Source organism: Paenibacillus sp. 37 (genome assembly GCF_008386395.1).
Lineage (GTDB): Bacteria > Bacillota > Bacilli > Paenibacillales > Paenibacillaceae > Paenibacillus > Paenibacillus amylolyticus_B.
Genome location: NZ_CP043761.1, coordinates 1,562,166 through 1,588,260, shown reverse-complemented (window position 1 = coordinate 1,588,260; position 26,095 = coordinate 1,562,166). Strand labels below are relative to the sequence as shown.

General features: G+C 46.0%; 20 protein-coding genes. 11 read left to right on the top strand and 9 right to left on the bottom strand.

The features are described 5' to 3' along the window. The first annotated feature begins 102 nt into the window (after positions 1 to 102). The 4 genes from F0220_RS06980 (at position 103) to F0220_RS06965 (ending at position 4,770) form a co-directional block, all read left to right on the top strand. Positions 103 to 1,353 (top strand): MFS transporter, encoded by a 1,251-nt coding sequence (locus tag F0220_RS06980; RefSeq protein ID WP_188310526.1) that lies wholly within the window; start codon positions 103 to 105, stop codon positions 1,351 to 1,353. Positions 1,354 to 1,527: 174 nt separating this feature from the next. Then, a complete protein-coding gene (locus F0220_RS06975; RefSeq protein ID WP_017690042.1) occupies positions 1,528 to 1,737 on the top strand; it encodes a helix-turn-helix transcriptional regulator in 210 nt (69 codons plus the stop codon). 1 nt (position 1,738) lies between these two features. After that, entirely contained in the window at positions 1,739 to 2,509 is a 771-nt protein-coding gene (locus tag F0220_RS06970; RefSeq protein WP_149846367.1) for a DUF3169 family protein, read from the top strand. Positions 2,510 to 2,559: 50 nt separating this feature from the next. Further along, the gene (locus tag F0220_RS06965) at positions 2,560 to 4,770 is read left to right on the top strand and encodes a serine hydrolase domain-containing protein (RefSeq protein WP_149846366.1); all 2,211 of its coding nucleotides are present in this window, start codon (positions 2,560 to 2,562) and stop codon (positions 4,768 to 4,770) included. Between the two features lie 157 nt (positions 4,771 to 4,927). On the opposite strand, the gene F0220_RS06960 is transcribed toward F0220_RS06965, so the two are convergent. Then, the gene (locus F0220_RS06960) at positions 4,928 to 5,983 is read right to left on the bottom strand and encodes a hypothetical protein (RefSeq protein ID WP_091015337.1); all 1,056 of its coding nucleotides are present in this window, start codon (positions 5,981 to 5,983) and stop codon (positions 4,928 to 4,930) included. Continuing rightward, the gene (locus F0220_RS06955; protein ID WP_149846365.1) at positions 5,983 to 7,818 is read right to left on the bottom strand and encodes an HSP90 family protein; all 1,836 of its coding nucleotides are present in this window, start codon (positions 7,816 to 7,818) and stop codon (positions 5,983 to 5,985) included. Before F0220_RS06955 ends, F0220_RS06960 begins: the two co-directional genes overlap by 1 nt. 444 nt (positions 7,819 to 8,262) lie before the next feature. On the opposite strand from F0220_RS06955, the gene F0220_RS06950 reads away from it, so the two are divergent. The 3 genes from F0220_RS06950 to F0220_RS06940 are packed head-to-tail and all read left to right on the top strand — an operon-like array spanning position 8,263 to position 10,926. Further along, positions 8,263 to 9,168 carry an ABC transporter ATP-binding protein gene (locus F0220_RS06950; protein WP_091015341.1) on the top strand — a complete coding sequence of 302 codons (906 nt, stop codon included), beginning with the start codon at positions 8,263 to 8,265 and terminating at the stop codon, positions 9,166 to 9,168. Further along, positions 9,161 to 9,994: an ABC transporter permease subunit gene (locus F0220_RS06945; protein ID WP_091015342.1), complete on the top strand. Its 834-nt coding sequence runs from the start codon at positions 9,161 to 9,163 to the stop codon at positions 9,992 to 9,994. The genes F0220_RS06950 and F0220_RS06945 overlap by 8 nt, the downstream gene beginning before the upstream one ends. Positions 9,995 to 9,999: 5 nt before the next feature. Continuing rightward, entirely contained in the window at positions 10,000 to 10,926 is a 927-nt protein-coding gene (locus tag F0220_RS06940; RefSeq protein WP_223199871.1) for a MurR/RpiR family transcriptional regulator, read from the top strand. Positions 10,927 to 10,929: 3 nt separating this feature from the next. Here F0220_RS06940 and F0220_RS06935 read toward each other — a convergent pair whose 3' ends face one another. Next, complete coding sequence (locus F0220_RS06935) at positions 10,930 to 11,916, bottom strand: Gfo/Idh/MocA family protein (protein ID WP_188310557.1); 987 nt, start codon at positions 11,914 to 11,916, stop codon at positions 10,930 to 10,932. A 32-nt stretch (positions 11,917 to 11,948) separates the two neighbouring features. Then, on the bottom strand, positions 11,949 to 12,962 hold the full coding sequence (locus F0220_RS06930; protein ID WP_149846363.1) for a Gfo/Idh/MocA family oxidoreductase: 1,014 nt from the start codon (positions 12,960 to 12,962) through the stop codon (positions 11,949 to 11,951). A gap of 243 nt (positions 12,963 to 13,205) precedes the next feature. Between F0220_RS06930 and F0220_RS06925 the strand changes: the two genes are divergently transcribed. Together F0220_RS06925 and F0220_RS06920 are read left to right on the top strand one after the other, a co-directional pair. Further along, positions 13,206 to 14,492: a DUF5050 domain-containing protein gene (locus F0220_RS06925; protein ID WP_105597695.1), complete on the top strand. Its 1,287-nt coding sequence runs from the start codon at positions 13,206 to 13,208 to the stop codon at positions 14,490 to 14,492. A 186-nt stretch (positions 14,493 to 14,678) separates the two neighbouring features. Further along, a complete protein-coding gene (locus tag F0220_RS06920; RefSeq protein WP_223199870.1) occupies positions 14,679 to 16,310 on the top strand; it encodes a helix-turn-helix domain-containing protein in 1,632 nt (543 codons plus the stop codon). Between the two features lie 127 nt (positions 16,311 to 16,437). On the opposite strand, the gene F0220_RS06915 is transcribed toward F0220_RS06920, so the two are convergent. Beyond that, entirely contained in the window at positions 16,438 to 17,013 is a 576-nt protein-coding gene (locus F0220_RS06915) for a GbsR/MarR family transcriptional regulator (RefSeq protein WP_105597693.1), read from the bottom strand. Positions 17,014 to 17,514: 501 nt separating this feature from the next. On the opposite strand from F0220_RS06915, the gene F0220_RS06910 reads away from it, so the two are divergent. After that, positions 17,515 to 18,744 (top strand): quaternary amine ABC transporter ATP-binding protein, encoded by a 1,230-nt coding sequence (locus F0220_RS06910; RefSeq protein ID WP_105597692.1) that lies wholly within the window; start codon positions 17,515 to 17,517, stop codon positions 18,742 to 18,744. Further along, positions 18,710 to 21,298 (top strand): glycine betaine ABC transporter substrate-binding protein, encoded by a 2,589-nt coding sequence (locus F0220_RS06905; RefSeq protein WP_105597691.1) that lies wholly within the window; start codon positions 18,710 to 18,712, stop codon positions 21,296 to 21,298. Before F0220_RS06910 ends, F0220_RS06905 begins: the two co-directional genes overlap by 35 nt. A 252-nt stretch (positions 21,299 to 21,550) precedes the next feature. Here F0220_RS06905 and F0220_RS06900 read toward each other — a convergent pair whose 3' ends face one another. The 4 genes from F0220_RS06900 to F0220_RS06885 all read right to left on the bottom strand — a co-directional run bounded on the left by F0220_RS06900 (position 21,551) and on the right by F0220_RS06885 (position 25,854). After that, the gene (locus F0220_RS06900; RefSeq protein WP_047842001.1) at positions 21,551 to 21,763 is read right to left on the bottom strand and encodes an immunity 17 family protein; all 213 of its coding nucleotides are present in this window, start codon (positions 21,761 to 21,763) and stop codon (positions 21,551 to 21,553) included. 580 nt (positions 21,764 to 22,343) lie between these two features. Then, positions 22,344 to 23,723 carry an ABC transporter substrate-binding protein gene (locus tag F0220_RS06895; RefSeq protein ID WP_223199869.1) on the bottom strand — a complete coding sequence of 460 codons (1,380 nt, stop codon included), beginning with the start codon at positions 23,721 to 23,723 and terminating at the stop codon, positions 22,344 to 22,346. Between the two features lie 350 nt (positions 23,724 to 24,073). After that, complete coding sequence (locus tag F0220_RS06890) at positions 24,074 to 24,895, bottom strand: carbohydrate ABC transporter permease (RefSeq protein ID WP_091015359.1); 822 nt, start codon at positions 24,893 to 24,895, stop codon at positions 24,074 to 24,076. Beyond that, on the bottom strand, positions 24,892 to 25,854 hold the full coding sequence (locus F0220_RS06885; protein ID WP_091015361.1) for a carbohydrate ABC transporter permease: 963 nt from the start codon (positions 25,852 to 25,854) through the stop codon (positions 24,892 to 24,894). Before F0220_RS06885 ends, F0220_RS06890 begins: the two co-directional genes overlap by 4 nt. Between the last annotated feature and the right edge of the window lie 241 nt (positions 25,855 to 26,095).

The following is a 26,095-nucleotide window of genomic DNA, read 5'->3' as shown; positions in this document are numbered from 1 at the left end:
AATACGAAATCCATCCGGATGCTTCTACAGTTTTTCTTCAGGTTTTCCTCCATTATACTCAGTAACATCAACATGACCAGTGGGAAGGAAGAAAAACGACTTATGAAATACGCCGATCTGCACCCTAACATCAGGATACGTATCATTACTGATTTTTTCACCGATCTGACCCAGAAGTCCATCATTCCATTCATGGCGATCTATCTGAGTATTCAGATTGGCGCAAGTTTGGCGGGGTTATTGCTAACGGTAAATATTGTAGCTTCCATGATTGTGGGATTGTGGGCAGGATATTGGTCTGATCGAATTGGACGGAAGAAGTTAATGGTGATTGCACAAAGTCTCCAGGTCATCGCTCTACTTTGTTTGGCCATCGCCAATTCGCCGTGGATGGATTCGATCATTGTCACTTGTCTCATGTTTCTGCTCAGCAGTCTAAGTTCAGGGATCACCGTGCCGATTGCTAATGCCATGATTGTCGACGTGAGCAGTGAACATGAACGGCATTATGTATATGGATTGCAATATTGGACAACAAACGTGGCTGTAACCTTTGGCGCACTGATGGGCGGACTATTTTTCGAATCATTTCGTTTCCTATTGTTCAGTCTGGTATGCCTCGAAAGCCTAGCTACCCTGTTTATTTTGATCTTTATGATTCGTGAAACAATGGATAAACACGTACTTGGTTATGTCGATGCTCCCATCCAGAGGAACATACTGAAAACGTACTGGGCGGTCTATCAGGACAAACGTTTCATGATATTTTTCACGGCTACTGTACTTGCAGTCTCCCTGGAATTTCAGTTGGATAAATACATCGCTGTTCGTCTAAAAAATGAATTCACCGCCCAACTGTTCGGCTCTGATATCTCAGGTCTGCATATGTTCAGCCTGATCATGGTCATCAACACCGTAATGGTCGCCTTGGTTGCCATTCCATTCTCCAGATGGATAGGTCGCTTCCAGTCCCGATCTATCATGACTGTTGGTATGCTCCTCTATACCGCAGGTTTCACCGTACTTGCTTTCAGCAACTGGGCCTGGTTACTCATCTCATCCGCTATACTGCTAACCGTTGGAGAATTGATGTACGCCCCTGTTCGTCAGGTCATGCTCGCGGGTATGATTCCAGATTCGGACCGTGCTGCCTATATGGCTGCTGACGGGTTGAGTTACAACGCTGCTGCCCTTCTCGGCAGTCTCGGGTTAACCATTGGAGCCTTTCTGCCCTCCTATGCGATGGCTGGTCTGTATATCCTGATGGGGCTTGGAGCGCTCGTCTTTTTCCGAATGTTACTTCGGAAGGCAGAGGAACAGAATCAACATCTGCCGTGTGCAGATGCATCTTGATTTCACTTTTCCGACAACTTTTCCGACAACAAAATAATCATCCAAGGGAGCCCAGCAGGCTCTCTTTTTCATGTCCATTATCAACGTTTAGAAGTAAATTATCTTTAACATTTTGTATATTATAGTTTACATTTAGTCAAATATCATGTACATTAATTTCATGGAGGTGAGCAAGTGGAAGAATTACACAATCACGTTCGGGAGTTACGAGCCAGAGACCGGCTATCCCAAGCAGAACTGGCCAAACTCATTGGTGCATCCCGTCAAACCATTGCCCTGATTGAGCGTGGAGATTACTCTCCGTCGGTCGTTCTGGCACTAAAAATAGCACATGTATTTCGTGAACCTGTCGAAAAAATCTTTGAACTGAAAGGTGGAGATTAAAATGAAAAATTCATCATCCTCGTCCATTAAAAAGCGGTTGCGTCTTCCCTTGTATGCAGCAGGTGGTGCTGTAGTTGGTTTTCTCGGAGCTAGCGGAGTCAGTAAACTCCCTTCTGACTTGAACTGGACGCTGTCTGTGTATTATGACTATGATCTTTTATTCGCAATTCTGGCGGCTTTTGTGGTAGTTATGACGTTGTGGAACATCTTCAGTCTCTCCCGCACGCCATCTGTCCCTCCCATGGAAGTTGATGCTTATGGAGATTCCGATTCACTCATCTCTCCCGCAGAGCGCTCCCTCGGAAAAGCGATGATCCTCAGCGGATTCAGCGTTATCCTTACGTTTACCTGGGCAGCACTTGCTTTGTCCTTGTATGCATCCAACCGAACCATGCCGAATTCTCCAGAACTGTTCAACCTCTTGAATTTAGTTGCTTCATGTATCTCTATTATCATCGTTGTGGTCGTGCAAACTCTGACTGTGAAGCGATACAACCGTTATTATCCTGAACGCACTCTGGATCTGAACTCGCGCAATATGAAGAAAGATCATTTTGAGAAGCTGGATGAAGGCGAGAAATGGATCGTGTATCGCGCAGCCTATCGTTCTTTTCAGATGATGAATGTACTTCTTGGTGTTGGAATGGTCTCTATGGTGCTGTATTCGGTTCTATTCACCTTCGCTCCATTCCCCATCGTAATGCTCTCTGTAATCTGGATTGCCAACATTGGAATCTATTATCGTGAAACCTATCGTGCGAGTAATCAGTAATACATGGGTAGGTAACTATTTTGTAAATATTTTCATAAAGGAGTGTTTGCATGCATTTATCCAAACGAAAGACCCGTTTCAGGTTCACCTCCCTAACAGGAGCTTTTATGGCTGTGGTTCTGTCTCTCAGTCTATGGGTACCCGCCGCGGTTCAGGCGGAGACTGCAACTCAAGTAGCTGCTGAACAGGGAAAGACGAAAGCGCTGACAACTGAATCGGCTACAGCTTTTCTGGATTCATTCTTCGATTCACCTGAGGCAAAGCCCCATTATGTGGGAGCCTCCGTTGTTGTTGTGAAGGATGGCAAAGTTCTGGCGGAAAAAGGATACGGATTCTCCGATGTGGAGAGCAAAACAGCGATCGATCCGAAAAAGACTGCCTTCCGTGTAGCCTCTGTCTCCAAAACGTTCACGTCAGCAGCTGTAATGCAGCTGGTAGAGCAAGGCAAGGTTGATCTGCAAGCTGATTTTCAGACCTATGTGAAAGGGCTCGAATTCGATAATCCTTTTGACAAACCTGTAACTGTGGAGAACCTGCTGACACACACGACCGGATTCGAGATCCGTGATCCGCAGCAGGAAGACATCCATACTGATTTCGACAAGTACATAGCGATGGAGGATTACGCACAGCAACACATGCCTCCTGTCGTTCGCGAGCCTGGTAGCGCCTACATGTACGATAACTTCTCGTTTTTGCTGCTTGGCATGATTGTTGAGAATGTAAGCGGCGAGCCTTTTGAATCCTACATGCAACAACATATCTTCAAACCGTTGGGAATGGATAACAGCAGTTTCATGCTGGACAAAAAGTTCCAAAAGCAGCTAGCTACAGGTTATGATGCGGCACACAATCCGCTTGATCTGTACACCATCTCTCCAACACCAATGCCTCAAGGTGGCATGTTGTCCACTGCTGAGGACATCGGGAAGTTCATGATTGCGTTTCTGAATGATGGCGTGAAGGACAACGAGCGGATTCTCAAGGAATCCACGGTGAAAAGCATGGAACAGTACCGTTCTTCCATTCATCCACTGTTACCAAACACCACGTATGGATTCGAAGCTGCATTTCAGCTTCCCGGAGCAGGAAGTAGTCCAAGTATCATTACAAAAGGAGGCGACCTGACCGGATTCAGCTCTTATCTCTTCCTTATTCCCGAGCAAAATACAGGCGTTTTCCTGACGTATAATCAAAATGGAGCACTTCGTAATCTGTTCTACCCGGCATTCATTCAAAGTTTCTTCCCGCAATATGCAGAGCCTGTACAGTTCAAGGCATACACGCCGCAATCCGCAGCTGAGCTGCAACGCTTCAACGGATTGTACGCGGATCTGCGAATTAGCACGATCGTCAGCTCCTTGAAAAATGACGGTACAGAGCCTGGACAACTGAGCATTTCGGACGTTTTTCTGGGTCAACGCAACCTGATTCAAGTGGAAGATAATCTCTTCAAAGATGAATTGACCGGTCAATTCACAGCATTTAAGAAAAATGCTGATGGAACCATCTATATGAAAGAACCTTACCTCAACCCCATGGGTTATGAGAAAAAAGGGCAAAAGCCTATGGGCTTCCGGGATGTTCGTGATAACAGTCCTTATGCTGAAGCAATCTATGCCATCCAATCTCTTGGATATTATGAGAATGATGCTAACAAGTCTTTCCAACCGAAATCAGCTGTGACACGAGCTGAATTTATTGAGAACACCCTTAAACTGAGTGGTTTGAAGCCTAGCAAAACACCGCCCCCTGCAGGCACTGACTGGGCAGACCATGCAGCAGCCGGATATATCCAACTTGGATATGAAATGGGTATGATTACTGGCAAGGACAAACAGCAGTTTATGCCGGATCAAGTCATTATCCGACAGGAAGCCATGGTCATGATGTGGAGAATTCTGCAATTGCAATATCCTAGTGAACTGTTCACGGATGTCAAACTTGCGGGACATACGGACCCATGGGCTGTACCAGCCGTTCAGATGATGGCGAAGCTTGGTATCCATGGACCTGAGGTAAAAGTGCTTGAAGATGGATCCGTTGATTTCCTTTCCCGCAAACCTCTGATTCGTCAGGAAGAGGCTGCGATCATGTATGCGCTGCTTACCCAACCAACAGATCAAATCGTCGCTGAACTGATGGCTGCTCAGCAGCCGCAAGCAGAACCTTCTGAAGAAGCCGAAGCTGTAGAGGAGACATCTGAAACTGCACCGGTTCCAGTACCAGCGCCGGTCCCTTCTGCGGCTTCAGCACAATAAAAATAAAACATCTTCATACCGATTAGATTTATAATGCTCATGATGCAAAAAAACAGGCTTGTTCAGAAGGGAATGATCCTTCATGAACAAGCCTGTTTCTTTAGGTTTCTTACGTTATAATAGCTATCAGTTACATGTTACCGAATTATATCCATCTCTATTCGATCAACGAAGATACATGACGGTTCCCGTTGCGCTGATCAAACTTGGCCGCAACGGTCTGAGCATGCTCCGCAAAGTAATCGGCCAGCTTGAGCAAGTCGCCTGGATCGCCTTCATACGAGAAGGACGCTGGCAGGCGCATGCGATACCCTTCCGACTCTTTTTCTTCCGCCCAACGCCGCAATAACGGAGCTGCCTTCGCATAATACATCATTTTGGCGTAAGCATCTTCATGATCGGCTGCGAGCATCAGTGTTTCTTCGAGGATATCAATTCCTTTTGCCGGATTCGTACGTGTGAGATAATCCATCTGCTCTGCAAAACTCTGCACAAAATCGTTCTGGCCTTTGATCAGGCGATATCCCTTGGTCTGATGTTTATCTGCTTCCGCAGTCCGTCCCAACCGATATAGCGGCATCAAAATTTCAGACAAAGTCAGATGCGGAATCTCTGCACAGCTCATACGCCCTTTCAGAATAGGCTGTGCCACTTCCAACACCTTCTCATCGTCTCCTTTTAACAAGAAATATCGCATAATCTCATCCTGCTCACACGCCTCACAGTCACTCATGAAGTCGCGGTCTAATGTTCTGAACTTGTCATAACTGCGTCCTGATTCTTCCAGCTCTCCGAAATCCATAAAGATGCGGAAACGATAGTACCAGTAAGAACGCTCACTGTAACCATAAGACTTGAACCGTGCTCCGAAGTCCTCCAGCAGCTCCATGATCTTGTCACGTGATATTTCCGGGAAGTCAGGCATTTTACCGAGAATCCATTTATATGACCATAATAACGTTTCTTCATCATACAGCTCTGGTTGCTGATCGAACTTGCCAAGTTGCCAGGAAAAAGCGATCAAAGCTTTCATCGGATATCCACAGAAGGTGGCTGCATCCACAATCTCGGAGCGTGCTTCGTACGCCTCCTCAACCATACCATTCACATCGGCTACTCGCGCTGCTTCCTCCAAAAAACCGAGCTTTGCAGGACCATTAGGCAGTTGATAGGCCTCTTCCATCAAATCTTCAAAATCCATCTCTGTCTTCATCAGGCATCTCCCTCATGGTTCATATTTGCGCGTAAACCCCAATCAATAAACCGTACAATTCCCTGATTCAACACTTCAAGTTCCTGCTTGTTCATGGCGTAATGGCCCATCATCAGTGCGTTGACATACAACATTTCTATAGCAATCGGTGTCATCTGATTATCTGGTGAAGTCAGCACCCGTTTAATGATGGGATTGTTTACATTCAGATACAACGTCGAGTACCCTGCCGAATTAATGCCTGCCGACAACGAACCGAGAACAGAGGAGAATAAATCTGTGCTCTCTTCGCTTGCTTTTTCCAGCGCACGCAGCGTGGATGACTCCTGCGAAAGGGTAAACAACACCGGCAGATCCGATGGCTTGAATCCTTTCACCTCTGCCCGGCAGCGGAAGCGTTGTAATGCCGAATCTGCCAAACGCAGCGCATCATAATACTGGTTACGTTCAGCAGGTGCAACATCCGTGAATGTCATCGATACTTCATCTGGCTCAATCCGCTCGGTCTGTACATTGTTCAGTATGACAGGCAGCATCGCCATCAGTTCCTTATCATAGATGTAACCTGCGTTGACGACCAGCATGGACTGTGCTGAAGCCACATGGTGAATCTGGCGGTATTCATCAATGGAGCCGGTGTAATACAGCGTATCCCCTTCATCAATCAGTTCACCCAGTTCCCGGTGTCCTCTCGTCGTCTCAAAAGGCAGCCAGCGGTGAATCATCGCGTAGAACGCCTGATCCTGAACGGCCAGTGCTTTCATCGAAAGGGCATGCAGGCGAATCAGCTTCTGCAGACGTTCGATCTGATTCTCAGCCATGTCAGCCAGCCCCATACGCAGAACGTCTCCAAGCTCGGAGCGCACCTCTTCCAGCTTTTCATTTTCATAGAAATGTTCTCTTGATGCCGTCGGTTGAAGCTCATCAGTCCAGATCAGGCATTTCACAAAGAACGCCCACTCCGGCAAAATATTCTCGGCTTTCTCCGAGATCAGCATTCGCTTCAGGTATACCCGGTGAGAACGCTTGGCATTCAGATTCACCGCATGGGGCAGAACATAAGCAATGCCTCCCGTACGACCGGAAGCCGTTGTAAGCGTGATGAAATCCTGGAACTTCTCCCCAAGCAGACGTTCACCAAAAGCAAGCACTTCCGCTCGGCAAGAACGGGCAAGTTCCGGGCGTGTAAGCCAGATCGGAGAATCCTGATTGACAACAGACTGCACCCCATCATGTATCAACGTAACCGGATAAGGAAGCAAAGCGCCGTAGTAAAATAAAGCTTCTTTCACATACTCCGTTTCAAAATAATGTGCTGCATCCGGTGTACAACGCAAATATACTTTCGTTCCGGGGGACAACTGTGTGTCCAATTGTCTAATCGTATATGTACCATCCGGCTTACCTCTCCACTCCATCGAGGGACCACCCTTAATCGATTGAGTCAGCATAACGATCTCATGACTTACCATGAAACAGCTGAGCAGACCAATACCGAAACGCCCAATAAACGATGTCTCGCCATCCAGCAGTGCCTGTTGTCCCCGCTTCGAGGATTGTCCAATCATCGCCAGAAACTCGTGGATGTCCGCTTCGGTCAGGCCAACTCCGTTGTCCTCCACCATCATCGTCAATTGATCACCGGTTCCTGTCAGCTCGATTCGTGCTTCTCCCTGATATCCCGGCTCCACTTCCTTGCGTGCCGTGATGGCATCTGTTGCATTTTGCATGAGTTCACGCAAGAACACCTTGGGACTACTATATAGATGGTTGGATAAAATCTGGATCATCCCGCTCAGATTCACTTGAAATCGATATTCATTGGATGCTGTCATGACTCACTCACCTTCCTCTACGTCCAAACACAATATGTACCCATACGATATATTCGTATGGATGTGTTAGACGAATTCATTATGTAATCGTTAGAAACAGACGTTCCCCGTGACAGGCACGCCAAAACATCACGTCAAGCCGGCCCTGGATAACCAAGACCGGCGTATATGCATATTTCAGGCATTCATGAGACGTATGGCCTTATCTTTCATTACCACATTATGAATAGCAATGAAACGGATGTTCTACCCTAAAATAAGGATACATGTTACAAGGCAGAGTGAAAACAAACCTGAGACCCGATTTCAGGCAGACTTCAGGGTAAATGTGCATCCTGCATTCGGGACTATTGAAGGAGGAAAACATCTTTTTTATCGTCCATTTGAACGATATCAGCCTACCGCACGTATAATCTCCAAACTCAGATCGGACGGTGAATATACATGATCGAAGTACGTAACATATCCAAGCAATTCAAGGTGCATCAAGCACTACATGATGTCAGTTTCACAGTTAAACAAGGCAGTGTCACCGGGTTGATTGGACCTAATGGTTCGGGCAAAACTACACTGATCCGTATCATGAATGGGGTCTTGGGCGCTTCCGGTGGACAGGTAACCATTAACGGATTGGATGCCGCTTGTGAGGCAGAGAAAGTACTGGCCATGTGTGGCACTCTTACCGAGCAAAGTGGATTATATGAAAATATGAGCGGGCGTGACAATCTGACTTTCTTCGCAGATGTTTTTGGCCTGAAGCATGCCCAGAAACGAATCGAAGAGCTTGTAACTCTGTTCGAGTTGCAGGATTATCAGCATCGAAAAGTCGGCACCTATAGCACAGGCATGAAGAAACGCTTGGGCCTTGCACGAGTACTCTTGCATCGTCCTTCCATCCTGTTTCTGGATGAGCCCACCAATGGCCTGGATCCGGATGGAATTCAGATGGTGCTGCGCATTATCCGTCAGTTAAATAAGGAAGAAAAGATGACAATTCTGGTCTCATCCCACGTGCTGTCCCAACTGTCAGCCGTCTGTGATCATTATATTTTCATGGAAAAGGGGCGCATCGTGGAGGAAGGCACGGAACAGGAGATTGTTAGCCGGTACCTGTCCACTCCGAAGCTCGAAGTAGAAGCCGACATGTCCGATGGATGGCACACGGCAACCAACTTTACACCTGAAATAATCTCCGCACATCAAGCGACATTCCAGCTTACATCGCGTGAAGATATTCCATTACTGCTAAGGCAATTAACGGAGCATGGTCAAGTCTATCAGGCCCGCATCACGGGCAGTGATCTGGAAAGTATCTATTTTGCCATAAGGGAGGCACACCACCATGAATAACCGCCAAGCCATACGTGCACTGGTACGTAAAGATATCCGGTCCGTCACAGCCAGCGTTCAGCTCTGGTTGCCCATGTTGATCGTTCCACTGATTATTGGAATCATTATGCCCTCCGCCCTCCTGTGGGCGGCCTCCAGAATGGAACTTCGTTCTCTGGGCAACATCAGCTTTCTACTCGAATCATTGGATGCGTTAACCCATGGTGGACAGATTCCCCAGCTTGCTTCCATGCCTACAGATAATCATCGTATTGTCTATTACTTGGCCATGTATATGTTCGCTCCCTTGTTTCTCATCATTCCGGTGATGGCCTCCAGCATTCTGACAGCCAATAGTTTCGCTGGTGAGAAGGAACGTAAGACGCTGGAAGGGTTGTTATTCACACCGATCAGTATGAACACTCTTTTTAAAGGCAAAGTGCTAGCTGCCCTGATCCCTTCCATTTTATTATCCTGGGTTACTTTCCTGATCTATGGAATCATTGCCAATATTCTGATGTACCCCATGTTTGGAACGTTGATGTTTCCCAATCTGAACTGGATCATACTTGTGGTCTGGGTTGTTCCCGCTTGCAGTCTTATGGTCATTTTATTAAACGTCCTCATCTCGGCCAAGGTCCGTGGGTTCCAGGAAGCCTATCAGCTTGGCGGATTAATTGTCCTTCCCCTCATCGCCTTAGTCGCTGGTCAAGCCAGTGGCATGCTGCTGATTGGTCCTTGGATGTTACTCATGATTGGAGCTGTGCTCATGCTCATTAGTGTGGTTCTCCTTCGTCTGGTCACGTCGTGGAATAGTCGTCAGCAACTGGCGGAAAGTCAGATCTGAATGATGTGGAGTGTAGCGAGGAAATTCAACAGATTACACTGGGCTCGGTTATGCAGATTGAGAAATCAATAAGCGCAGGTTATGATGTTTGGAGAAATATGCTCTGGGATGATTATAGAGAGGAATGGAACAACTGTATGGAATCCAAACTACTTCAAAAATTAAAATATGCTTCACAATTAACGGTACAGGAGAAACATATTGTGGACTATATTCTGAACAATCCCGAAGTTGTATTTGATTCTACAGCCCATGAACTGGCTCAACAGACCTATACAAGCTCATCCACCATTGTTCGTCTATGCAAAAAGCTGGGTACCAAGGGGTACCCAGACTTTCAGTTAAAGCTTGCTCTTGAATATCAACGCATGCCTTCCGCGTTGCAAACGCAGGATCATGAAATTGCAGAACAAGGCAACGTGCTGGCTGCCATCGACTCTGTTCCTTACCTGTACCAGCAGGCGCTGGATGATACGCGCCGGATGTTAAATGCTCCTGTTTTGCTACGAATCGCGAGTTGGGTCAAAGAATCTGTACGCATTGATGTCTATGGCAGTGATATGAATTATTATCTGGCTCAACAGGCTTGTGCCAAGTGGAATGAACTCGGCATATCTGCGATTGCTCATAACAGTCCGAACATGCATTATTTGAACACGATGAATCCCAATAGCCTGACGCTCTCTTTTGTTATATCTCACACAGGTGAGAACCAATCCATGATTGAAGCCGCCAAAGTGCTAAGCAACAAACAGATGAAAGTCATCGCGGTCACGGGCAACAACCATTCAACCCTGTCCAGACATTGTGATGAAACGTTGCTGGCTTATGGATACAATGAACAATTAAGGCTATCCAAAATGTCTTCGATGGTCTCGATACTCTACATTTTCGACATGTTGTACATGGGGAGCATTAGCGATACGTATTAACGATTAAAGCTGGTCCGCTGCAAATACAATCCCGGCATTCTTGCGCGCACTCATGAGTACACTCATTACAGACTGGCTGTGTTCGAGTAGTTCGTAACACCGTTTGTAATCCCCATTCTCATGGATGTCCCTGAACGCTTCCCACTCATAGTACAGCCAATTGGATTGGCTCTGGGCATTATACACCTCAGCAGGCTCATTCCCGACTTGAAGCTTGATCTCCCGGCAACCGTTTGCTCCTCCCACAACCTGAAGATAACCTTTCTCGCCCTGAATGAGCACAAAGTTCATGCTGTTTGTATCTTTGGCACCTACACATTCCGCAATAAACTCCGGATATTGGAGAACCACAACTCCTGACGTATCAATGCCGTTTGCATGCTGATTCGCGGTATACGATACGGTATTCGGACTCCCAAACAGATTCATGACCAGATGCAGATTATAAATATTGATATCCATCAGCGCTCCACCAGAGAATTGTGGATTGAATACGTTCGGTGTTTCCCCTGCAAGCAGATCATTGTATTTGCGCGAGTATTGACTGTAGTTACACTGGATGAGTTTGATCGGACCAAGCTTTGGTAGCTGCTCCTGTATGACTTTAATATTGGGCAGATGAATGTTGGAGATGGCTTCAAACAGCAACAGATTCTTTTCTTTTGCAAGTGCAATCAGCGTTTCTGCTTCCTGAAGCGTGGACGTGAACGGTTTTTCGCAGACGACATGTTTGCCATGTTGAAGTGCCTGATAGGCCTGTTCGTAGTGCATGCTGTTTGGTGAAGCAATATATACGAGATCTACATTTGTATCTGATAATAGGGATTTCAGGTCCGTATAGATTGTACCGATCCCATACTTACCCGCAAGCTCCTGTGCTGTCTCTCTCTTCCGGGAGTACATCGCTGTACAAGTAACATCTTCCAATTCATTGATCGCAGCTAAAATGGCATCCACAATAGACCCTGTACCAATCGTTGCTATATTCATCATATCGTTTCGCTCCTGTCGTTGGTTGTTTGTCAGTTGGCTCTCTTCGCTGCTTCGATTCCGTCATGTAAAATATCCAATACATATAAAACCTCTTCATCCTTGACCGGTTTATCACCGTGATGTCGAATGGCTTGAAGCAGTTGATCATATAAAATGCCATAGTCTGTCGCTTCCGAAGGGACTTTCTCCGTATGTGATGTTCCCTCATCGTCCACATAACTAATCGTCCCCCAGTTATCCTCCGGTTCAGCTTGAATGGATACCCTGGTTCGTCCATCTCCATTTTTCGTTTGATGCCCACTGCTGTATTTAACAAAGCTCCCTCGATTACCGTGGACAATGAATTTTGGATGTTCGATCTTCACAAGCAGACTGCACTTAATCGTGGCCTTCATTCGTCCATAACGAAAATCAATATCGATATAATCATCGGATTCACCTGGCGCGATCAAACTCCGAACATCATAATCAATTCGGTCAGCTACGCCATAGATGGAGATTAACTGATCGATCGTATGTACAGCCAAACCATGCAGCAATCCAAATCCACTTCTCGCGTACTGTGGCTGAAAATAATCATAGTGGGACTGGATTTCAACAATATTCCCCAATTTGCCGCCCTCAATCACTTTTTTCAATGTCAGGAAGTCACCATCAAATCTGCGATTTTGATTTGCCATGGCGATGAGATTTTTACGAGTGGCTAGTTCAAAAATATCGTTGGCTTCCGCAGAAGTGGAGGCAAATGGTTTCTCCACCAGCACATGTTTCTCGTGTTCCAAGGCCAGCTTGGCGTATTCTATATGGCTATCCACATGGGTAGCGACAACAATCAATTCAATCTCATCATCCTGCAATATGTCTTGGATAATCGTTGTAAAAGTAATCTCGGGATAAAGTAACTCACGTTCTGTATCGCCAACCCGATCTTCCTCGCGACGGTATATCGTCTTCACCTTGATGTTTTCTTTTTTGTCCAGATAAGGCAAATGATAATTCACCACTGCGTTTCCAAATCCGATGATCGCCACATTCATTAACATGATCGCTCACTCCTCTGCTCTGGTTGAATGTTATGTTATCACGATCAAGTCAGGCGGAGAATCATTTGGAACCGGATTGGCAGCATCATTCGCAATTCGATTTCAGGTTTGAATGACTATGAAATTCAATTTCATTCTCTTCTTTTTTTCATGTTTGAGATCTAACATATCTTCCATAGTTTACCGATATAACATAAGGAATTAACGACATACATATAGAAGAACGAAGGGGACGATGAACGAATGAAAACAAGGTATACATACTTGCAACGCACCATCTGTACATTGCTGTTATTTACACTCATTGCAGCAATGACATTGGGAGGTGGAACCGCAGCCCAGGCAGCTTCACTTAGCCAATCCACAGTGTATTATGAGTCCGACGGAGTTTTGTACAAAGTTTCCGCGGATGGCAGCAATACAACAGAAGTATTAATTGATTTCCAAGGTGTGGACTTGCACGGGGCAGGCTCTTATCTCTACTACACGCAGACTGCTTCTTCCACAACATTGCTTCGGGTTCCAAATGACGGGTCCAGCGATGCGGCAGAGACATTTGCTACAGATGTACTCAGCTATTATACGGATAACGGATTCATCTATTATCTGGATGCTACAGGTACCATTTATCGCGCGAATGGCAATAGTGACGCTTCAGCTGTCACAAAGATTGCTGACAAGGCTGATACCGACTTCCCATTCCTCCTGGTAACCAAAGGGCGTGCCTACTATAATGCGTTGGTTAATGGAAACACGTGGATCGTGTCCAAAACGTCCAACGGTTCTGGAGCTGTGCAGCGGATTGCCGCAGGCGCAGTGGAAGGACGTTATTTTACAAATCAAGCCAAAAACGAACTGCAACTGATGGTAAATACAGACCCGTACGAGGATTTCTATTCCACCAATGCTGTTGTCATGTATAAGGTGAACTACAACACTGGTAAAGCGACCGCTGTTAATCCCAAAGCCAAACTGGATGTGAATGCTGTATATTCCGGTGGTTGGGGAAACAATCTTTACGTGTATAACAAAGGAATCGTTCTCGACAGCAATAAGGATTACAATTATGCCAAAGGCAAAGCGTTTGCGTTAACAACTTCAGCCAAAACACTTCAGCTTCATAACAAGAGCGTTCGTGAAGTAAGTGCCTTAGGTACAGACAAGGTTGTCCTTATTGATGCAGACAAAAAGGCTTATGCCAAAACGGTCTCGGGCAACAAAGTGACCAAATCCGCCAACCTGAACCTGACAAATGTAACGTATGTTGCGAATCAATTGACCAATGGTACATCTACGGCTGCATACATTTCGGGCAACAACGGACTCTATTCGGTCAATACAGCTCTCAAGGTAACGAAACTTACCGGGGACGAATGGGATGCATTCCATATCAGAGATGATGTTGCGGGTCTCTTCTACATCAATGCCAAAGATCAATATCGCTTGTATCACGTGCAAACGGGTGGAACAGGAAAAAAAGTAATGAGTGACGTTTTCCTCGACAATATTCTGTTGGTAACACCGTACTAACATATAATGTTGATTCAAGCATGTAGCTCATTCTACGGACTTATCCATAACAAAAAGGATTACCTGGTAGCCCTAGTGGCTCTTGGTAATCCTTTTTGGGTTGTCGAAAACTATTTTTAAAAAACATCTTCCATATGAGAATGATAATTGTTATCATTAAGAAAATGAGACAAAAGAATGGTCCGTATGACTGAACAGTTTCCCTTCGTTGCTGAAACCTCATCTCTACCACTCCTCTCCTCCATGTGCCGTGTGCGTCGTGGGGAGAATTTCCGTGTGCAAGGCAAGACGGTGTCACGGCCCATGCTCTGTCTTATTTTGCAAGGAGACGGTGTTCTGGTCCTGAATGATACAGTCTATACGGCGCAAGCGGGCAACTTGTTTGTACTGAAGCCAGGAACAACCATTGAGGCCGCTGCGCGCTCGAATGTGACCGAATGTATATTGCTAAGCATGGATACGGTTTGTTTGCATCAAGTGCGCGGTGAATGGAAAATGACCTCATCACCCGCCTTCCCGCTGGATTGGCAGACGGGCAGGTTGCTGGTTCGTCATGAGCAGGAGGCTGTATTACGTTTGGAACAACTGTATGAAACCTATCGAGGTCTTCAACCGGATCACTTTATCAGCATACATAGCCAGCTGCATGAACTGCTGCAATTTCTCTCAGAGAACCGGCTGGAAGCCAATCATGAGAAAGTAGACCCTGCCTTGGAACGCAGTATTATGTATATGCGACGTTACATGAGTGAAGGAATCAGCATGGATCAGCTTGCCAAGATTGCTGGACTCACACCAAGCTCTTATTCACGCAGTTTCAAGAAGGCCAAAGGCATGTCACCGACCGATTACCTGAATCGTTTACGTATAGACGAAGCCAAGAAACAGCTGACAGAGGAATCCTGTGTCCTCAAAAACGTCGCGGTATCTGTCGGGTATGGCAATGAGTATTATTTTAGCCGCAAATTCAAACAAACCTTGGGGATTGCTCCCAGCGTATATATGAAAAGAGATCAACTTCGCGTAGCTACGGCATCCATTATGGGATTCCATGAGAACTTGGCCTCGCTTGGACTGCGCCCGGTAGCTGTGCTGGAAGGTGAAGGTCTGTTTGACCGAGAATCGGATGAATATGAACAAGAACGCCGATTAACCAAACAATTCGATCAACTTCGGCAGGCGAAGCCAGACTTGATCATCGGTGACTTTTACCACGAGCCCTATTACGATCACCTGAAAAGTATTGCACCCACCATCATCTTGGAGTCCACTGATGACTGGAAAAAGAACCATATTCGCATAGCCGAACTGGTCGGACGTGAGAAGCAAGCGTTGCTAAATTTCAAAGAACTTGTGTTTCGCAAGCTTGAAGCAAGCCTGAACCTGCAACCCTATTTCGGACAAAAACGGTTGGCTCTGATGGAGGTTACGAATCAGTTCATCCGTTTACAAGGAACTGGCGAGCATCCATTAAATCAATTATTGTATGCTGAATTGGGACTCCAGCCTGCTCAGCTTGTATCTCCCGAAAGTCCCAGAAATGAGTATGCAGCGGATAGTATCCCCGTACTTGACACGGATTACCTGTTAATCCATCGTGCTTCGCTCCAGCCTGTCAGTGAAAAGCTGTTCCGACGCATGAAACAAACGGCATCATGGAATCGATCCCCTGCTGTATTGTATGGTAACGTTCACGATATCTCGAATTGGCAACAGTTATGCTGGACTCCGGCTGGACATCTGCAGATTCTAAATGAACTGGAACAGATTACTCAGCAGTCTGTAGTCTTTCCTCAGGCAGGTCTGATCGGACATTAGATGTGAACATAGGTTGATACGATGGGCAAGATTATCTTTTACATCGTGTTCCTTCATTATAATTCAGTAAGATATTGCACAGGCCAAAGGGCCCTCTCCTATAACGGAAAGGGCCCTTCGCATGTCATTATGAATGTTCCTTAATCTCTTCCTTCGGAACCAGCTTGTATATCTCTTCATTTTCCATGGTATCAATCAACCGATCCAACCATTTGTAATATGCTTCCGCTTGCAAAACTTTGTGTTTGTCTTCCATCAGGATGTGGATAAGTTCAGCATCCGCCTCTTCATCCAAATCATCGACTAGTCGATTCAGTTCTTCAATCGATTTGCGCAGAATCTGAAGGTTACTCTCCACGGCTTTTCTCCACTTAATTGCAAAATAATCCGTAAATGTCTGATGCCAGTCATATTCCACTTCATATAGGTCTTTTCTGGAGCCCTTGCTCCACACTTTATTTACCATTTTCAAATCCAGCAGTGTTCGTACACCTGTACTCATACTCGTTTTGCTCATTTCCATTTCCCGTCCCATATCGTCAAGGGTCATTGGTTTGTCTGCAAAAAATAGCAATCCATATAAGTGTCCCGTAGACAGCGTAACCCCGTAGAGATCCATATTACGTCCAATGGCTTCAATGACGCGCTTACGAATCTTCAGCACGGTTGCCTGCTGTTCCTCTTGTAAATGGTCCAAGCCCATGCTTGCAACCTCCATTCTGAACATTCCACAGTCTTTGGCGAAATAATTGCAACACTTTAAAAGTCCTGCTTACATGGGAAAGCACTCGGCCGGACATCATATATGCCAGAGGGCTTTCATTCACCCAATGTATGAAAATGGGAACTTTACCAGGCTACAATTGCCTATGACTATCTTTTAACCAAAAAATTCAGCTTCAATTCAGCTCATTTTCTATTGTAGGAAAAGCAATGTCAAATGTAAAGCTGCCTTATTAGCCAGAATAAGGAGAATGACGGAGTATTTGGACGAGAAACTTTGTACAGTTTTTACTGTACAAACATTATGTACTGTTTATTCGGTTGATATACTGGTTAAGTATTGTTAGTATTAAACTCGTTACCCAGAAAGACGGGAAGCGAAGCAACAACTACCGGATTTCGTGGCTGGGCGCATAAGTGTATGGGCTTATGGATGCTGAAAGCCGTTCGAAGTGCACAACACATCAGAAGGGGTGAAAACATGACCATACTTGAAGTGAAAAACGTAAGTAAATTGTTTGGCCCCCAAACCGAGCAAGGTCTGCAATTACTGGAGCAAGGTTGGGGTAAAGAAAAGTTGGCCAAAGAAAAACAGATAACGGTTGGTGTCAACCGGGTCAACATGGACATTAAAGAAGGCGAGATTTTCGTTATTATGGGACTGTCCGGGAGTGGTAAATCCACACTGGTTCGGATGTTCAACCGTTTGATTGAACCAACATCCGGAGAAATTCTGGTCCATGGTAAGGATCTACGCAAGATGAACAAAGAACAATTGCGCGAAGTGCGCCGGAAAACGATTAGCATGGTCTTCCAGAAGTTTGCGTTGTTCCCGCACCGTACCGTTCTTGATAATGTGGAGTATGGATTGGAAATACAAAAAGTGGATAAGGAAGTACGCCGGGAGAAGGCGAAAACTTCACTGGAGTTGGTTGGCCTTAAAGGCTGGGAAGACAAAATGCCAGATGAACTCAGTGGCGGGATGCAGCAACGTGTCGGCTTGGCGCGTGCACTTGCCAATGACCCGGAAGTACTACTGATGGATGAAGCCTTCAGTGCTCTTGATCCATTGATTCGCCGTGATATGCAAGATGAGTTGATCGAGCTTCAGGATAAAATGAAAAAGACCATTATTTTCATTACCCATGACTTGGACGAAGCGCTGCGCATCGGCGATCGTATTGCCCTCATGAAAGACGGCGCAGTTGTGCAGATCGGTACACCGGAAGAAATCATGATTCAACCGGCCAACTCATACGTGGCCCGCTTCGTCGAAGACGTGGATCTGTCCAAGGTCCTTACAGCATCTCACGTAATGCGTCGCCCTGAAACAATTACGCTTGATCGTGGTCCTCGTGTTGCCCTCGAATTAATGCGCGAAAGTGGCGTTTCCAACCTGTTTGTCATTGACCGTTCGAAGAAGCTGCTTGGTGTCATTACAGCAGAAGACGCTTCTCGTGCGATGCGTGAAAACAAAGTATTAAAAGACATTCTGATCACGGACGGGCCTACTGTGTCGCCTGAGACCCTGATTCATGAATTGTTCGAGATTGTAAGTTCAGCCCATGTGCCTCTCGCTGTTGTTGGTGAGAATGGCCGTCTGCAAGGTGTTATCGTCCGCGGTGCCCTGCTGGGTGCACTTAGCGGTGAAGTTGCAGTAAAGGAGGAACTTGTGAATGATTCCCAAAATACCACTAGCGTCGTGGATTGAATCCATCGTTGACTGGATGAGCTCCTCGCTCTCCGGATTGTTTAATGTAATTTCCACCGTTATTCAAGCGGTTGTCGGATATTTCTCCGGGCTGTTTATGTTGCCCCATCCGCTCCTGTTCATTGCGATATTAGGTGTTCTTGCTTTTATTGTAGGTCGACTCCCACTTACACTATTTACGGTTATCGGGTTCTTGCTCGTTGATAACTTGGGCTACTGGTCCCAATCGATGGACACACTCGGTCTGGTTATCACTTCAGGATTGGTATCAATCTTGCTTGGTGTACCTGTCGGAATCTGGCTCGCATACAGTAAAACTGCGGCGCGTATCATTACTCCGCTGCTTGACTTCATGCAGACGATGCCTGCATTTGTCTACTTGCTGCCTGCGGTTACATTCTTTAGTCTTGGTGTCGTTCCAGGTGTTATCGCATCCGTTATATTTGCGATTCCGCCAACGATTCGTCTGACTCACCTGGGTATCAGACAGGTATCTGGCGAATTGGTTGAAGCAGCTGATGCATTCGGCTCAACTTCCATGCAAAAGTTGTTCAAAGTACAACTTCCACTCGCTTTGCCTACCGTGATGTCCGGTATTAACCAGACCATCATGCTGTCACTGTCCATGGTTGTTATTGCATCCATGATCGGTGCACAAGGTATTGGTGCGGAAGTCTATCGTGCTGTAACACAGCTTCAAATCGGTAAAGGTTTCGAAGCCGGTCTGGCCGTTGTTGTACTCGCGATTGTCCTGGACCGTTTTACACAAAATGTGTTTATGCCAGGTCGTAAAAAGAACTCACGCATTACAGCCAAGCAAAAAGCATGGATCACTGCTGCGGCAACATTCCTTGTGCTTGTAGCTGGTTTCTCACAATACTTCGTTGGTGGTACAACTTCGGCTGGTGGCAACAATTCAGCAGCCAATGCTGTAGGTCAAGAAGTAAACTATCAGATTATCGGTATCGATCCAGGGGCTGGTATCATGAAGTCCGCGGCAAAAGCGATCGAAGACTATAAATTGACTGACTGGACTCTGATTGAAGGCTCTGGTGCAGCCATGACGGCCACGCTGGACAAAGCGATCAAAAATGAAGATCCAATTATCATTACAGGTTGGACTCCACACTGGATGTTCAACAAATATGATCTGAAATATCTGGAAGATCCGGAGAAATCTTTCGGTGATGCTGAAGAAATTCACACCATCGCCCGTAAAGGTCTGAAAGAAGATCACCCTGTTGCATTTGAATTCCTGTCCCGTTTCCAATGGACCTCGGATGACATGGGTGAAATGATGACTGCTATCCAGGATGGCACATCCGCAGAAGAAGCAGCTAAAGCTTATGCTGAGAAACATGCCGATCAGATTGCTGAGTGGACCAAAGGTCTGACTCCAGTGAACGGTGATGCATTCAAACTGAGCTATGTGGCTTGGGATTCCGAAATCGCAAGTACGAACTTGCTGAAATATGTGATGGAAAACGAATTGGGTTATAAAGTTAACGCTCTGCAAGTCGAAGCCGGACCCATGTGGACGGGTGTTGCCTCAGGCGACGTAGATGCCTCTCCAGCAGCTTGGCTGCCATTGACACACGCAGACTACTGGGAACGTTACAAAGACCAGGTGGACGATCTGGGGGCCAATATGACAGGTGTACGTACAGGCCTCGTGGTTCCTAGTTACATGACTGAAGTCAATTCGATTGCAGATCTGGAGACAGGTGCCGCTTCTTCCACTCCATCGGCAAGTGCTAATGTGGGCGAAGAGGTTAATCACCAAATCGTTGGTATTGATCCAGGTGCAGGTCTGATGAAGGCCACAGCAAACGCCATTAAGCATTATGATTTGTCAAACTGGAATCTAATCGAAGGCTCCGGAGCCGCGATGACTGCATCGCTGGACAAAGCTTATAAAAATGAAGAACCCATCATCGTTACGGGTTGGACTCCGCACTGGATGTTCAATCAGTATGATCTGAAGTATTTGGACGATCCCGACTTAATTTTCGGCGATGCAGAGGAAGTTCACACGGTTGGACGTAAGGGAATCAAAGAAGATCATCCCGTTGCCTATGAGTTCTTCTCTCGTTTTAATTGGACTGCGGATCAAATGAGTGAAATCATGGTAGACATTCAAAAGGGCGTTTCGCCTGAAGAAGCTGCCAAGACTTATGCAGAAAAACATCCGGACCAAATTGAAGAATGGACCAAGGGGTTAACCCCGGTTAAAGGTGACAATTTACGTCTCGGTTATGTTGCATGGGACTCTGAAATTGCGAGTACCAACCTGATGAAGTATGTGCTTGAGACGGATCTCGGTTACACAGTCAAAGCACTGCAAGTCGAAGCTGGTCCAATGTGGGCAGGCTTGGCAGCAGGTGATATTGATGCTTCTCCAGCCGTTTGGCTCCCGCTTACACATGGGGACTACTGGGAGACATATGGTGACCAGATTGAAGATATCGCTGTCAGCATGACAGGAGTTAAACAAGGTCTGGTTGTTCCGACTTACATGGATATCAATTCTGTTGAAGACTTAAAAGATAATTAAACCAGATTGAGATGAATAAACCTGAATTTGGTAAAAAGACCACCGAAATTTTTCGGTGGTCTTTTTGTTATGGCTATGTTTTTTTCAGGCATGCTATTTGATTTGATATTCTATCCTGGTCACACTGCATACTGCTACTTTAAGCATTCAAACGCTTTTTTCATTTGACTCTTCTCACATATCCTCTTACTTTGCCTTCGCTCATGAACATCGTATGTAGATGATACTTGGTGAGTTCGTTTATCCCAGTAACTATCCGATCAGTAACAGTAGTACACCAATGACAATCATGACTACACCGAGAATACCATATACTACTCTAGCGCCCTGCCGTCCAATGGTCTTCACAAAAATTCCTGCTCTAAAGCTCTTCATAAACCAGTCCCAATTGTTGATACCTCCGAGCAAACTAAAAATTCCTGCCGCTATGGCAAATAGTGCGATTAAAACGGGTTGATCTTGCATGTCGTCTACACTCCTTCAATATAATCCTGTCTACTATACCTTCACTTGGTGAAAATTAACAGGCATTAACTAGAAAAAACAGCTTGCAGATGGGAGTCTGCAAACTGTTCTAGGGAGTTAAACATATTATATTCATTTGCCTATAGAGAACTAATTTCTACAATACCCGCTGATTTTCGTGAAATCTTTCTAAGCCATATCTCGTCTGGAGGATGAATACATCTTGCAATTATTCGTAGGTTTTGCCGATTGTTAGCGCGTAGGAGGATTTTTTACATAAATCGTCATCTCGACTTTAGGCCTATCCGTGGTATATAAAATCGAACTACTGACACATGTTAATTAAATATCTTTTATTTCGACCTACAACCCCTCACTCTTTTAAGATATACTTTTGTACTCGGCCTATAATCAGACATAACCTGTTAATGTTCATCATCTTATCAATGTTGCAATCATTTGTTCAATCAGGTTGTACATTAAGAAAAATCCGTCTTAGGTCTCAGAGGATATCATAAAATTACAACAATGCGACGATCAGGAATGATCGCCGCATCTTTATTCTGAGATTAGCCTACAATTATTTCTTCACCGTACTGTTATATTGCGCAATCTTGTCTGTAATTTGTTTAGCTGCTGCATCCAATGCTTCTTGTGGTGTACCTTGTCCATTCAGGACGGTTTCAATCGCTCCTTCGACAAGTTGTCGAGCTTCCGGGAATACGCCCATCAAAGCCCCGGATGTTGCTGTCGAATCTGCTGAAGCGTGTAATTGGTCGACTGCTGTCTGGAATTGCGGGTACTTCGCCATATTATCCTTTAATACTTGCTCATTGTAGGCTGCTGTCGTAATAGGGAAGTATCCTGTCGCAACGCTCCAGTTCGCTTGTACCTCTGGTGTAGCCAAGTACTTGATGAACTCCCATGCCGCTTGTTGTTGTGCTTCCGATTTGTTGTTCATGATGTACAAGCTCGCTCCACCCACTACAACGCCGCCTTCTTTGGCATCTGCTGGACGAGGTAGGAAACCTGTTCCCAGTTCAAACTTGCCACCTGAACCTTCTACGATTTTGCGCAGGCCAGCCGTGGAATCCAGAGTCATACCAATCTGCTGAGCGGTAAATGCTGCTGTTGTATCGTCTGTGCTACGCCCCAGATTGGAGAGGGTTTTCTCGTCGATCATCTTTTTCCACCACGTTAATGTCTTCACGCCTGCTTCGGAATTCAACAGAGACTCTGTAGCTGCTTCGGTTCTTCCGTTACCATTGTTTACATAATCTGCATTCTGGTTTGCAAAGAACTGTTCCATGAACCAGCCGTAGATCGCCATGGACGCACCTGGCTTGCCGTCTTTCGCCAGTGCTTTCGCCGCCTGCTCAAACTCTTCATACGTCTTCGGCGGGTTCTCCGGGTCCAGACCAGCTGCTTTGAACATATCCTTGTTGTAATACAGGATCGGGTTGGATGTGTTAAACGGCATGGCATTCAATTTGCCATCGATGGTGTAATAACGGATGATGTTTGGTTCCAGTTGGGACAGATCGAACTGATCCTTGTCTATGAACTGTTGTACCGGCGTAATCATGCCTGAATCAATCATGAACTTGCTACCAATCTCATAGACCTGGATAATGTCTGGACCGCTGTCTGAGCCCATGGATGCTTTGAGTTTGTTCAAGCTCTCATCGTACTTCCCTTGATAGATGGGTTTCACCTGAATGTCCGGATGGCTGGCGTTAAAGTCGGAAGCGAGTTGGTTAATGGCTTTCTCCCCTGCGCCAGACATGGAATGCCACCACGTCAGTTGTGTTGTTTCGGCGGCAGCGGCAGCAGCTTCTGCTTGAGCGCCACTCGCCGGGCTGCTTGTTTCAGCTTTTGTTCCGCAAGCGGAGATAACCAACATGAGTGCAGCCAGCATTAATGCAAATGTTCCTCTTTTTTTCATACGAAATCCGTTCATAATCGCTCTCCTTTTATATGGCTCGCGTAACAATAAGTGCATAGGTGCTGCAAGATGGCCGTTCCGGATATGAATCGTTCTTTTGATCGCTGTTATCCCCGGATTTTTTTCATTCCCTCTCAAAGGGGAAAATCCGGTGATAAAGGCGAACGCTTCGCTTCTTCAGAATCGATTCTTCTCCTTCACTACTTTTGCAGCTCTTCAAGAGACTTATTGAAAATGCGAGCCTCATTTTATTCGCTCCTGGTATCCAACCCTTAAGATCTTGTACGAAGATACAAGGTTAATTCAAATTTTCTGAATCTTTTACTTCAATTAAATAGTATTAAAACTTACTCTACTCCCCCCTTTTACCCCTTCAACGCGCCTGCGGCCATTCCGCGGACAAGCTGTTTCAGTCCGAAGATCAGGAGAAGTAAGGATGGTAGAATCACCATTGCGGTTCCGGCAAATACCAGATTCCATGCTGTGGATTCCTGGAACTCCAGCATCGAGATCCCGATTTGTGCGGTTCTCATCTCCGGTGTATTTGTCACCAGCAGCGGCCAGAGATACGAATTGTACATGCTTAAGAATGAATAGATTGCCAGTGTACCCAGTGCTGGACGGGACAATGGCAGGACATGCGATATGAAATAGCGGATATGGCCACAACCGTCGATCCTCGCTGCTTCGAACAACTCCTTGGGTAGCTGCATAAAGAACTGTCTGAGCAGGAATGTACCAAACGCCGTTGCCAGAAACGGCACCGTAAGCCCCTGGTAACTATCCAGCCAGCCCCAACTGCGAACCGTTAGGTAATTGGGAATCATCGTCACTTCCCATGGAATCATCATCGTTGCGACAAACATGCTGAAGATGACGTTTTTGCCTTTGAACTGCATTTTCGCAAAAGCATAGGCTGCCATACTCGCTGTAATCAATTGACCAATTGTTGTCAGTCCTGCGACAAGGAAGGTATTACCGATAAATCGACCGATCGGAACAATATCGAATACTTCGCTAAAGTTGGACAGATCGATGGAATTCGGAATGATATGCGGCGGATAAGCACTCGCATCTTCCGGCGTCATGACAGCCATGAAAAAGGTGTACATCACCGGATACAGCACAAGCGCTGCACAGATCGTCAGTAATCCATATAACAGCGTTTTGGTCCATGTCGCACTCATTGGTAATGCACTTTCCTTTCTACCCATTTGAACTGGATCAGGGTCAGCAGCATAATTACCACGAACAGGATCAGTGCCTGTGCACTACCTGTACCAAAGCGGAAATTAACGAAGGCTTCCTGATAGATGGAATATACAAAAACATTTGTACTGTCCATCGGGCCACCCCGGGTTAGAATGTTGATCTGACCGAACGATTGAAAAGCACCAATGATCGATACGACCGTAACAAAAAATAACGTTGGTGACAGTAGCGGCATTGAGATTTTACGAAACGTAAGCAATGCTCCTGCACCATCAATCTTGGCACTCTCGTAGATCTCATCCGGTATGCCTGCCAAACCACTAGATAGAATAATGTAGTTAAATCCGAGGTTCATCCAGATTGTCATGATGGAGATCGAGATCAGTGCCCAGTCCGGGCTGGTAAGCCAGGGAATTGGGTCAATGCCTACTTTGCCAAGCAGATAATTCAGCATGCCCAGGGTCGGATGAAATAGAAACTTCCAGATCACCGCTGACGAGCCCACAGATAACACCACGGGCAGAGAGAACACAAATTGAAACACACGCATTCCCTTGAACCGGTTGTGGGTCAGTGCAGCCAGAATCAGAGCAGCCAGCATGCCCGTGGGGACTGTAAACAGCACAAATAGTAACGTCACTTTCATCCCTTGCATAAACAGTCCTGATTGGAAAACTGCCTTGAAGTTATCCAGTCCTACATAAGCGGCAATCTGTCCCGTCGGATCTGTGGAATGCAGACTGAGGTACACGGACTTAAACATCGGGTAAAACAGGAACACTGCAAACAAAAGCAGCGATGGTGCCAGGAAACCATAGGCCAGCAGATTCTCCCGCATTCGCTGCACACGCAGCGAGGTTGCCCGGCGCTCACTCGTACCTGATACACGCCGTTTGGCCGCGGGCAAGCTGATCCGGTTATCAAGCTCACTCATCGGATTTTCTTCCCCCTTGTTTCACGCATTCAGTGTGTGTGAAATGTTACATCCACTTCAGCACCACGTTATCTAGTGTAAGAGTCGAATGTCACAGCAAAATTCATTCTGAATCAACGTAACGTTAATCATGGACAAGGGACTTTACGCAAATGTGCATCCATTCGAAAGCGGTATCCAGACCAGATTTCACGACAAAAAAACCGCAAGAACTCTCCTTTTTGGAGATATCCTTGCGGTT